We start from the raw sequence: 11,715 nt of genomic DNA, 5'->3' as shown, positions 1-11,715 counted from the left end.
GCGGGCAGGCGATGAGCAGGCGGCGCGCGCACCGCACGGCGTACCGGCGCTACACCGGCGGGCCCGACCCGCTGACCCCGCCGGTCGACCTGCGCGAAGCGTTGGAGGCCATCGGCGACGACGTGATGAACGGGGCGTCGCCCGACCGCGCGTTGCGGGAGTTCCTCCGCCGCGGCGGCCAGGGCATGCGCGGCCTGGACCGGCTCGCCGAGGCCGCCAACCGGCGTCGCCGAGAACTGTTGCGCGACCGGAACCTGGACGGCACCTTCGACGAGATCCGCGAACTGCTCGACTCCGCGGTCCTCGCCGAACGCAAGCAGTTGGCGCGTGACCTCGACGACGACGCGCGATTCGCCGAGATGCAGATCGAGAACCTGTCGGCGTCGACGGGACAGGCCGTCCGCGAACTGCAGGACTATCGGTGGCGCAGCGACGAGGCGCGGCAGGACTATCAGAAGATCTCCGAACTCCTCGGCCGCGAAGTCCTCGACCAGCGGTTCGCCGGAATGAAGGAGGCGCTGCAGGGAGCGACCGACGAGGATCGTCGACGCATCTCGGCGATGCTCGACGACCTCAACGACCTGCTCGCCGCCCACAACCGCGGGGAGGACACGACCGAACAGTTCCGCGAGTTCATGGACGAGCACGGCGAATACTTTCCGGAGAACCCGGAGACCACCGAGGAACTCGTCGACGCCCTGGCCCGGCGGTCGGCGGCGGCGCAGCAGTTCGTCAACTCCCTGAGCCCCGAACAGCAGGCCGAACTCGCCGAGCTCTCGGCGCAGGCGTTCGGGTCGCCGCAGCTGATGTCGCAGCTCTCGCAGATGGACGATGCGCTGCGGGCGGCCCGCCCCGACCTCGACTGGGACGGCGGCGAGCAGTTCTCCGGCGACCGACCGATGGGCCTCGGGGAGGGCGCGGCGGCCCTGCACGACATCGGGGAGCTCGAACAGTTGGCCGAGCAGCTCTCGCAGGGCTACGCGGGGGCCCAGATGGAGGACATCGACCTCGACGCCCTGGCTCGGCAACTCGGCGACGAGGCGGCGGCCGACGCGCGGACGCTGGCCGAACTCGATCGCGCCATGCGCGAGCAGGGGTTCTTCGACCGGACCCCCGACGGTCGACTGCGACTGAGCCCCAAGGCGATGCGGCGGCTCGGGCAGGCGATCCTGCGCGACATCGCCGCACAGCTCTCCGCGCGCGGCGGCGACCGGCAGACCGACCTCGCCGGTCGGCTCGGTGAACCCACCGGCGCCAGCCGCGAATGGCAGTTCGGCGACACCCAGCCGTGGAACGTCACCCGCACCGTCACCAACGCCGTACTGCGGACGGTGGCCGAGGATCCGTCGGCGGGCGCCGACCTGGCGGCCGGTGGCGGTGTCCGGATCGATGTCGGCGACATCGAGGTCGTCGAGACCGAGGCCCGCACCCAGGCGGCCGTCGTCCTCCTGGTGGACACCTCGTTCTCGATGGTGATGGAGGGGCGGTGGACGCCGATGAAACGGACGGCGCTCGCGCTCAACCAGCTCATCGCCACCCGCTTCCGATCCGACGAACTGCACCTCATCGAATTCGGCCGGATCGCCCGCGACACGACCGTCGACCAGCTGACCGCGCTCGACCCGCGGATGGAACAGGGCACCAATCTGCACCACGGACTTCTCCTGGCCCAACGGCACCTGCGTCGGTTCCCGAATGCGCAGCCGGTGGTCCTCATCGTCACCGACGGCGAACCGACGGCTCACCTGGAGCCGAACGGGGAGGAGTTCTTCTACTACCCGCCGCACCCGCGGACGATCGGCCTCACGGTGGCCGAACTCGACCACCTGTCGCGGATGGGCACCCAGGTGACGTTCTTCCGTCTCGGCGACGACCCGGGGCTGGCGCGCTTCATCGACCGCATCGCGCGGCGCATCGGCGGCCGCGTCGTGGCTCCGGAGGCCGACGGGCTCGGCGCCGCCGTGGTCGGGGACTATCTGCGATCCCGTCGGGCCCGGTGACCGGGCTCCTGCGACGCGTGGTCGTCGGCGCCGGAGCCGTCGCCCTCGTCGCCGGATGCCTGGCGGTCGCCGTCCGGTACTGGCCGGGGGCGTCGCGGGTCACGGCCGCCGCGGCGTCGGTCTCGCCGCTCGTGCTGGGTGCGGCCGTCGTCCTCGCGGCGGTCGCGTTCGCCGTCGCCCGCAGTCGTCCGGGCATGGTCGCCGCGGCGGTGATGCTGGCGGTGGGCGTCGGCATCCAGTTGCCGGCATTCGTCGGCGACGATCCGCCGACGGGCGAGACGATCACCGTGATGTCGGCGAACATCGAGTTGGGTCGCGGCGACGTCGACGAGCTGGCCGCCCTGGTCGGGGAGTCCGCCGTCGACGTGCTCGCCGTTCAGGAGATCACGCCGGCCGCGGCCGATCGCGTGGCGAGGTCGACGATCGTCGGTGATCTGCCGTACTCGCTCGTCCGCACGGGACCGGCGGCGGGCGGTTCGGCCCTCTACAGCCGGTACCCGCTCGTCGATCCCGTCGAACTCGGCGGGTTCACCTTGGCTTCGCTGGCCGCGACGGCTCGGATACCGGGATACGGCGACGTCCGGCTCTTCACGGTGCATCCGGTGCCGCCGCTGTTTCCGGATCGGTGGGCCGATGAGCTGTCGACGGTCGGCACCGCTCTGCAGGCGGTCCCGGGCGGGGTGCCGGTGATAGCCCTCGGTGACTTCAACGCCACCGGCGACAACGCACACTTCCGTCGGCTGCTGACCGGCGGCTACCGGGACGCGGGCGAAGTCGTGGGCGCGGGGTGGGTGCCGACGTATCCCACCGACGCCTGGTTCCCACCGCTCGTCGGCATCGATCACGTTCTGATCCGAGGGCTGTCGGCGTCGTCGGTCACCGCGCACGATCTGTCCGGCAGCGATCACCGCAGCCTGCTCGTCGCAGTCGGTTCCCGCTAGTGCAGTCGGTTCCCGCTAGTGCAGTCGGTTCCCGTTAATGCGGTCGCCGGGTGCAGGCGACCCGTCGGCGGTACCCTCGAGAGGGTGAGTGACTTCGACCCCGCACCGGCCGACTCGTCCGGCGGCGACCGCCCGGCGATCCGCGTGAGCACCGCCGATCGTGAGCGGACGCATTCGTTCCTCTCGGCCGCCATGAGCCACGGCGTCCTGACTCCCGAGGAGTACGGCGAGCGGGCCGAGCGGGCCGCCGTCGCCCGGACGCGCGACGAGCTGGACGCACTCACCGCCGATCTTCCGCTCGACCAGCTGTGTGCGGCAGCGCTTCCCGACGAGACGCGGGTGAGCACGTCGGGCGCCTCCCCGGTCACCTCGGCGGTCGCGATCTTCGGGGGCCGCGAGGTGGGCGGCGGAGCGGTGATGGGCGATTCGTTGCTGGCGGTGGCGATCTTCGGCGGGGTGGAGCTCGATCTGCGACGGGTGGAGTACACCGCCCCGGTCCTGACCATCACCTGCCGCGCCGTGATGGGCGGCATCCGCATCACCGTGCCGTCGGACGTGACGGTGGAGGTCCACGGGACCGGCGTGATGGGTGGTTTCGACGGCGGTGCCGCGGGGCCGGGGGCCGATGGTGCGCCGCGCGTCGTCGTCCGCGGCTTCTCGCTGATGGGCGGGGTCGACGTGACACGCCGCGATCGGTCGGCGCACCTCGGGCCACGCCGCGCCCGGTGACGCTCCCGCGTCAGGCACCCGGTGACGCTCCCGCGTCAGGCACCCGGTGACGCTCCCGCGTCAGGCACCCGGTGACGCTCCCGCGTCAGTGGCGCGCATCCGCGGCCGTCCAACCGTGCGCGGGTGCGCGCGAGTGACGCGGGAGCGCTGGGTGACGCGGGAGGGTCGGGTGACGCGGGACGGTCAGGCGAGGGTGGCGGCGGCGATCGCGATCGCCGGGATCGAGAGCACCGTCGTGATGAGTGCACTGTCGCGGGCGATCACCTCACCGCGACGATAGCGCGTCGCGTACACCAGGACGTTCTGCGCGGTCGGCAGGGCCGCGATCACGACCTGTGCGAAAAGCTGGTGGCCGCTCATCCCGAAACCCCACCGGGCGATCGCGTAGGCGACGGCCGGCATCGCGGCCATCTTCATCACCGAGGCCAACGCGATGTCGCGGCGCGGTCCGGACCCCTTGGCGAAGACGGCGACGCCGGTGAGGGTGAGGCCGAAGGCGAGCAGCGCCAACGGCACCGACGCCTGGCCCAGCATGTCCAGCGGTTCCATGATCGCCTGCGGCGGCGTCCACCCGGCCAACGAGATCACCAGCCCCACCACCCCGCCGAGAAGGATCGGATTGCGCAGCGGCACCAGCGCCGTGGCGAGCGTCGAGGTCCGACGCTCGCCGGGCCGCGTCGTCGGGGGCTGCGTCGTCGAGGGCTGTGCTGTCGAGGGCCGCGCTGTAGTGGAAAGGGCCGTGATGTCGAGCGCTGCCAACGCGATCGGCGAGTAGAAGACGATCTGGAACAGCAGCAGCGGTGCGATGAACGAGGCGTCGTCGAGGACGAAGATCGCGATCGGCAGACCCAGGTTCACGCTGTTGACGTACGACGACGACAACGCGCCGATCACGACCTCCGGGATCGCGCGCCGAAACCACAACCGCGCGACGAGCCCGTAGGCGACCCCGACGGTCGCCGCCGACGCCGCGGCGACGGCGAGCGTCGGCGAGAAGACCACCGACAGGTCGCTCGTCGCGAGGGAGTGGATCAGCAGGGCCGGCGTGCACACGAAGAACACGAGCCGCGAGAGCACCGCGTCGGCGTGCGGACCGAGGCTCCCCGTGCGTCCCAGGATGTAGCCGAGCGCCACGATCAGGAAGATGACGGTGAACCCCGAGACGACGCCAGACACGCGAGGCATTATGCCTGCGCGGCCGGCGTCCGCGCGCATCGGGCGGTTTTGCGTTCGACTGGTTCCGGCGGCTAGTCTGGTCTGGTTGTGTGCCGCGGTGCCTTGCCGTGGTCTGCAAGGCGATCAGCGGGTCTGGCAGGTCGGGACGACACCCCGAACCCACCCGCATCAGGTAAGAGAAGGGCTGGAACCATGGCAGTACCCAAGCGCCGGATGTCGCGGGCCAATACCCGCAGCCGTCGTTCGCAGTGGAAGGCGGACAACGTCGCACTGCAGGAGGAGAAGATCAACGGCGTGTCGCAGCGCATCCCGCGTCGCCTCGTCAAGGCCGCGAAGATGGGCTTGGTCGACCTCGACCGCCGCTGACGCGGATCGCTGACACCAACGACTGTGGCCGATGAGAGATCATCGGCCACAGTCGTTTTCGCATCCGCGGCCAGGACGGCGACGGCCGCAGTGTGACGGTGGGTCCCGGCCGCAGTGTGACGGTAGGACCCAGTCACGGTGTGATCTCGAACGGGTGTCCAATTTCGGTCCGCGGCGGATCCGCAGTAGGTTGACGCTGTCGTTACTCGCGCGTTTCCGGCATCGGCGACGCACTTCGTATCGGATGTGATCGTGACCGTAGACAATCGAACCGGGGGACGCAGGGAAGGGAAGTCGGCACCCGTCGTACGGGTCAACACGAGGGTGTTCCTCGGTGCCAGTGCGGCCGTCGTCGGCATCATCGTGTGGGCGTTCGTCAGCCGGGAGAACGCCGACCACGTCATCGGCACCGCGGTCACCTGGGTGTCGCGCGAACTCGGCTGGTTCTACATCCTCCTCGCCTCCGGTGTGCTGGCATTCGTGGTCTGGGTGGCGTTGTCCCGGGTCGGCAAGGTGAAGCTGGGACCCGACCACTCCAAACCGACGTACAACGTCTTCTCGTGGACGGCCATGCTGTTCGCGGCGGGCATCGGCATCGATCTCATGTTCTTCTCGGTGTCCGAACCCGTGTTCCAGCGGGCCCACCCGCCGGTCGGCGACGGCCACACCCTCGAATCGACGCAGCAGGCCGTCGTGTGGACGCTGTTTCACTACGGGATCATCGGCTGGGGCCTGTACGCGCTGATCGGGATGGCTCTGGCCTACTTCGCATACCGCTACAACATGCCGCTCAGTTTGAGGTCGGCGTTGCGGCCGATCTTCGGCGACCGGGTCGAGGGCGTGCTCGGCGACATGGTCGACATCGCTGCGCTGATCGGCGCGATCTTCGGTCTGGCGACCAGCCTCGGTATCGGCGTCGCCCAGCTCAACGTCGGTCTCGACGATCTCTTCGGCATCCCGGAGAGCCATTGGGCGCAGGCCGCGCTCGTCGTGGTCGCGGTGGCCGTGGCGACCCTGTCGGCGGTGTCGGGTGTCGACAAGGGCGTCAAGCGGCTCTCCGAGATCAACGTGATCATCGCGATCGGTCTCATGCTGTTCGTGCTCGTCGCCGGGTCGACGACCTTCATCATGAACGCGCTCGTCCAGAACGTCGGCGACTTCATCAGCAAGTTCCCGAGCATGACGCTGGACACGATGGCCTACGACCATCCCGAACAGTGGATGAGCGACTGGACCCTGTTCTTCTGGGCGTGGTGGATCGCGTGGGCGCCCTTCGTGGGGTTGTTCCTGGCGCGGATCTCCCGCGGCCGCACCATCCGACAGTTCGTCAGCGGTACGTTGATCGTCCCGTTCCTGTTCATCCTGGTGTGGATCTCGATCTTCGGGAACAGTGCGTTGGCCGTCGTCCGGGGCGGCGACGGCGCGTTCGAGGAGACTGCGATCGACCATCCCGAACGCGCCTTCTACTCACTGCTGCACGAGTATCCGGGGGCGCCCGCGCTCGTGGTGATCGCGACGTTCACCGGGCTGCTGTTCTACATCACGAGCGCGGACTCCGGGTCGCTGGTGATGTCGCACTTCTCGTCGCGCATCTCCGACAACGAGTCCGACGGGCCGAAGTGGGTGCGGATCTTCTGGGCGGCGGCGACCGGACTGTTGACGATGTCCATGCTGATGATCGGCGGCATCGACACGCTGCAGCAGGCGACGGTGATTATGGGGCTGCCGTTCGCGGTGGTCGTGCTGCTCATCATGCTCGGCCTGTTCCGTGCGTTCGCGGTCGAGGGCGACTGGGTGGAGTCGCGGCGGACGGCGATGACGCAGGCGCTCTCGCACCGGTCGTCGGGCGGTACGGCGCTCAACTGGCGCCAGCGCGTGGCGCGCGCCGTCCACTACCCGGACGTCGCCGACATCCGGAAGTTCTCGACGAAGACGGTGGCCCCCGCGTTGCGCGAGGTGGCCGACGAACTGGTCCGTTCGGGGATGGACGCCCGTGTCGGGACCTCCCACGTGGACGCCTACGACGTGGAGTGCCACCACCTCGACGTCGACTTCAACGGGATGCGGCCGTTCCACTACCAGGTGTATCCCACGCGTCATCCGACGCCGGTGTTCGGACGGAACCCGGAACCGTCCGACAGTTTCTTCCGGCTCGAGGTCTTCACCGCGCAGGGCAGTGAGGGCTTCGACGTCTACGGGTTCACCAAAGAGCAGATCAGCTCCAACGTGCTCGACCATTACGAGCGGCACCTCGCGTACCTGCACTCGGTGGGGGAGGGCGAGTCGTCGACCGTGATGGGGGAGGCGACGCTCGACTGGTCGGCCGACTTCGAAGACGATCACGCCGATTTCGAGGAGGCCGGTGCCGGTGTCGACGGGGCCGGTGGCGGCGTCGACGGGGCCGGTGGCGGTGTCGACGGGGCCGGTGGCGAGGCGACCGGTGCGGCAGCGAGTGAGGGCGAGACGCGATGATCCGATCGAGACGACTGATCCGATCGAGACGACTGAGGGAGAGAGTGTGAATCCAGCAACGCTGTTCATCGACGGGGAGTGGGTCCCCGCCACCGACGGGGCCACCCGCGACATCCACTGCCCCGCGGACGGCTCGCTGGTCGCGACCGTCAGTGAGGCCGGCGAGCAGGACACGCTCCGCGCGATCGCGGCGGCGCGCGCGGCGTTCGACGACCGACGCTGGGCTTCGGTGCCCGCCGCCCAGCGGTGCGATCTGCTGCGGCGCACGGCGGCCGGCATCCGCGATCGGCGCGAGGAGTTCGCGCGGGCCGAGGCGCTCGACACCGGCAAGCGGATCGTCGAGGCGCGACTCGACATGGATGACATCGCCGCCTGCTTCGACTACTTCGCGGACATCGGCGCGCACGACGGCGGCCGCGTGGTCGACGCCGGATCGGAGGCGGTCGTCAGCCGGATCCAGTACGAGCCGGTCGGCGTCTGCGGGCTCATCACCCCCTGGAACTATCCGCTGCTGCAGGCCGCGTGGAAGATCGCCCCGGCCCTCGCGGCGGGCTGCTCGTTCGTCCTCAAACCGGCCGAGCTGACGCCGCACACCGCGATCCTCACGATGCGGCTGCTCGCCGATCTCGGTCTACCGGCGGGCGTGGCGAATCTGGTGACCGGTGCCGGCGCGACGGCGGGCGCCCCGCTGTCGTCGCATCCGGACGTCGACCTGGTGTCGTTCACCGGCGGCCTGGTGACCGGCCGCGTGGTCGCCGCGTCGGCCGCGGCGACCGTCAAGAAGGTCGCCCTGGAACTCGGCGGCAAGAACCCGAACGTGGTGTTCGCCGACGCCGACTTCGAAGCGGCCCTCGACAATGCGCTCAACGCCGCGTTCGTCCACTCCGGGCAGGTCTGCTCGGCGGGCGCCCGTCTCGTGGTGCAGGACTCGATCGCCGAGCGGTTCGTCGACGCGCTCGTCGACCGCGCCGGGCACATCGTGTTGGGCGGACCGTTCGACGATGCGGCGGAGACCGGGCCGCTGATCTCGGCGGACCACCGCGACAAGGTGCACGCCTACGTTCAGGCGGGTGTCGCCGAGGGGGCGCGGGTCCGCTGCGGCGGGGCGTTCGCGACCGGGCGGTCGGGCCAGACCGATCTCGACGCCGGGTACTACTACCTGCCGACCGTGATCGACGGCGTCCGCGCGGGGATGTCGGTGGTGCGCGACGAGGCCTTCGGGCCCGTGGTCACCGTCGAGACGTTCACCGACGAGGACGATGCGGTGCGGATCGCGAACGACACCGATTACGGTCTCGCCGGAGCGGTGTGGACGCAGGACGCGGGGCGCGCCCAGCGGATCGCGAACCGTCTCCGTCACGGCACCGTCTGGATCAACGACTTCCACCCGTACCTCCCGCAGGCGGAGTGGGGTGGTTTCGGGCAGTCCGGAGTCGGACGGGAACTTGGTCCGACGGGTCTCGACGAGTACCGCGAGGCCAAGCACGTGTATCAGAACATCGCACCGGCGGTGACCGGATGGTTCGCCGACCGCCGGGAGGAGGAGCGCAGATGAGTACCGAGTCGCAGGCGGCCGCGAGTGCGGCAGGCGTCAGGGAGTTCGACTACGTGGTCGTCGGAGGTGGATCCGGTGGCTGTGCCGTGGCGGCGAGGCTGTCGGAGGACCCCTCGGTCTCGGTCGCGCTGATCGAGGCCGGACCCGACGACCGCGGGGTCGACGAGGTGTTGCAGCTCAACCGGTGGATGGAACTGCTCGAATCGGGATACGACTGGGATTATCCGATCGAGCCGCAGGATCACGGCAACTCGTTCATGCGGCATTCGCGGGCCAAGGTGCTCGGCGGCTGCTCGTCGCACAACTCGTGCATCGCGTTCTGGCCGCCCGCCGAGGACCTCGACGAGTGGGAGAGCCGTTTCGGGGCGACCGGATGGAACGCGGAGGCGCTCTGGCCGGTCCTGAAGCGGATGGAGACCAACGAGGACGCCGGCCCCGATGCGCCGCACCACGGTGACAGCGGCCCGGTGAACTTGATGAACATCCCGCCGGTCGATCCGTGCGGTGTCGCGCTGCTCGAGGCGGCCGGTCAGTACGGGATCCCGACCGTCACGTTCAACGCCGGGACGACGGTCACCCGGGGTGCGAACTTCTTCCAGATCAACAGTCGCCCGGACGGGGTCCGGTCGTCGTCGTCGGTGTCGTACATCCATCCGATCGTCGATCGCGAGAACTTCACCCTGCTGACGGGTCTGCGGGCCAAGCGGCTCCTGTTCGACGGACTGCGGTGCGTCGGCGTGGAGGTCGTCGACAACCAGTTCGGCAGGACTCAGGTGATCCGCAGCGCACGGGAGCTGGTCCTGTCGGCCGGCGCGATCGACAGTCCCAAGCTGCTGATGCTCTCGGGCATCGGGCCCGCCGAGCACCTCGCGGGTCTGGGTGTCGACGTGCTCATGGATTCGCCCGGCGTGGGATCGAACCTGCAGGATCACCCCGAGGGGGTGGTCTCGTGGGAGGCGCTCGCGCCGATGGTCGAGACGTCGACGCAGTGGTGGGAGATCGGCATCTTCGACACCGTGGACTCGGGGCTGGATCGCCCGGACCTGATGATGCACTACGGCAGCGTGCCGTTCGACATGCACACGCTGCGTCAAGGGTACCCGACGGCGGAGAACGTCTTCTGCCTCACGCCGAACGTGACGCATGCGCGGTCGCGGGGGACGGTGCGGCTGCGGTCGCGGGACTTCCGCGACAAACCGCTGGTGGATCCGCGGTACTTCTCGGACCCGGAGGGCTACGACCTGCGGATCATGACCGAGGGCATCCGGCGTGCCCGCGAGATCGCCCGGCAGCCGGCGATGGCCGGCTGGACGGGGCGCGAACTGTTCCCGGGGCCGGATGCGGACAGTGACGCCGACCTGCAGGCGTACATCGAGCGGACCCACAACACCGTCTATCACCCGGTGGGGTCGGTGGCGATGGGCGCGTCGGATGACGCGCCGGTGGACGCCGAGCTGCGGGTGAAGGGTGTCGAGGGGCTTCGAGTCGCCGACGCCTCGATCTTCCCCGAGCACACGTCGGTGAATCCCAACATCACGGTGATGATGGTCGGCGAACGCTGCGCCGACCTGATTCGGGGCCGCTGATTCGGGGCTGAGAAGAACTTCGGCGATCTTCCGGTTCTGTGGAGCCGGAAGATCGCCGAAGTCGTGTTCGCGGGTGCGTCACACGGACAGGAACTTGTTGACCGTCCGGTTGAGCACGTTCGGGATGAACTTGGCGGCGTTGCCCAGGACCGTGGTCTGCAGGCCCACCGAGTAGCTGGTGCGGCGCAGCAGGCGATCGGACGCGGTCGGGTGCACCGAATCCCAGACCTTCTCGGCGACCTGCTCGGGAGTGATGCGGATGCCGAGGGTCTGGGTCGACTTGGCGTCGGTGTCGGCCAGCGCGGTCTTGGCCCACAGCGGCCAGATGCTGACGACGCGGATGTCGTCGCCCTCCCATTCGAGTTCGAGCGCCTCGGTGAGACCGGCGACGTAGAACTTGGACGCGCTGTAGGTGGCGATGCCGGGCTGCCCGTAGATCGCCGAGGCCGAGGCGATGTTCACCAGGTGGGATCCGGGGGTCGCCTTGAGGTAGGGGTGGGCGGCCCGGGCGCCGTAGGTGACGCCGAGCGCGTCGATCTCGATCTGCGCCTTGATCGCGTCGGTCGAGATGTCGGTGAGGTCGCCGGCGACGAGGATGCCCGCGTTGTTGTCGAGGACGTCGAGGGTGCCGCCGGTGCGGGCGGTGAACTCGGCCAGGGCCTTGTCCCACTGTTCGGGGTCGCGGACGTCGAGGACGCCGGTGACGATGTCGGGGTGGGCCGCGGAGACGGCGGCGAGGGCGTCCTCGCTGACGTCGTAGACGCCGACCGTCCAGCCGCGGGCGGCGAAGTGTTCGGCGGTGGCCAATCCGATGCCCGCGGCACCGCCGGTGATGAAGATCGATGGCATGTCGACTCCCGACTCGTCTACGCCGACCTGCATCGACAGGC

General features: G+C 69.5%; 9 protein-coding genes. 7 read left to right on the top strand and 2 right to left on the bottom strand.

The annotated features are described in order from the left end of the window. Positions 1–11: 11 nt before the first annotated feature. From G528_RS0109440 to G528_RS0109430, 3 genes are all read left to right on the top strand, one after another. Positions 12–2,000 (top strand): vWA domain-containing protein, encoded by a 1,989-nt coding sequence (locus tag G528_RS0109440; protein WP_026918752.1) that lies wholly within the window; start codon positions 12–14, stop codon positions 1,998–2,000. Continuing rightward, a complete protein-coding gene (locus tag G528_RS0109435) occupies positions 1,997–2,941 on the top strand; it encodes an endonuclease/exonuclease/phosphatase family protein (protein WP_051198605.1) in 945 nt (314 codons plus the stop codon). Before G528_RS0109440 ends, G528_RS0109435 begins: the two co-directional genes overlap by 4 nt. Before the next feature lie 84 nt (positions 2,942–3,025). Continuing rightward, positions 3,026–3,670, top strand: coding sequence for a DUF1707 SHOCT-like domain-containing protein (locus G528_RS0109430; protein ID WP_026918750.1), 645 nt, complete (start codon positions 3,026–3,028; stop codon positions 3,668–3,670). 183 nt (positions 3,671–3,853) lie between these two features. Here G528_RS0109430 and G528_RS0109425 read toward each other — a convergent pair whose 3' ends face one another. Continuing rightward, positions 3,854–4,846 carry an AEC family transporter gene (locus G528_RS0109425; protein WP_026918749.1) on the bottom strand — a complete coding sequence of 331 codons (993 nt, stop codon included), beginning with the start codon at positions 4,844–4,846 and terminating at the stop codon, positions 3,854–3,856. Between the two features lie 192 nt (positions 4,847–5,038). On the opposite strand from G528_RS0109425, the gene rpmF reads away from it, so the two are divergent. The 4 genes from rpmF to G528_RS0109405 all read left to right on the top strand — a co-directional run bounded on the left by rpmF (position 5,039) and on the right by G528_RS0109405 (position 10,825). Then, on the top strand, positions 5,039–5,212 hold the full coding sequence (rpmF, locus tag G528_RS0109420; RefSeq protein ID WP_026918748.1) for a 50S ribosomal protein L32: 174 nt from the start codon (positions 5,039–5,041) through the stop codon (positions 5,210–5,212). Positions 5,213–5,464: 252 nt separating this feature from the next. Beyond that, on the top strand, positions 5,465–7,684 hold the full coding sequence (gene betT, locus G528_RS17060; protein ID WP_084638140.1) for a choline BCCT transporter BetT: 2,220 nt from the start codon (positions 5,465–5,467) through the stop codon (positions 7,682–7,684). Positions 7,685–7,730: 46 nt separating this feature from the next. After that, positions 7,731–9,239, top strand: coding sequence for an aldehyde dehydrogenase family protein (locus G528_RS0109410; protein ID WP_026918747.1), 1,509 nt, complete (start codon positions 7,731–7,733; stop codon positions 9,237–9,239). After that, positions 9,236–10,825, top strand: a complete 1,590-nt coding sequence (locus G528_RS0109405) for a GMC family oxidoreductase (protein ID WP_026918746.1) — start codon at positions 9,236–9,238, stop codon at positions 10,823–10,825. The genes G528_RS0109410 and G528_RS0109405 overlap by 4 nt, the downstream gene beginning before the upstream one ends. A gap of 78 nt (positions 10,826–10,903) precedes the next feature. On the opposite strand, the gene G528_RS0109400 is transcribed toward G528_RS0109405, so the two are convergent. Then, positions 10,904–11,674 carry an SDR family oxidoreductase gene (locus G528_RS0109400; protein WP_026918745.1) on the bottom strand — a complete coding sequence of 257 codons (771 nt, stop codon included), beginning with the start codon at positions 11,672–11,674 and terminating at the stop codon, positions 10,904–10,906. Positions 11,675–11,715: the final 41 nt, after the last annotated feature.

Origin of the sequence: Gordonia shandongensis DSM 45094 (assembly GCF_000423025.1) — a bacterium.
GTDB lineage: Bacteria > Actinomycetota > Actinomycetes > Mycobacteriales > Mycobacteriaceae > Gordonia > Gordonia shandongensis.
The sequence above is the reverse complement of the archived record's forward strand: the minus strand, read 5'-3'. Positions and strand labels throughout refer to the sequence as shown.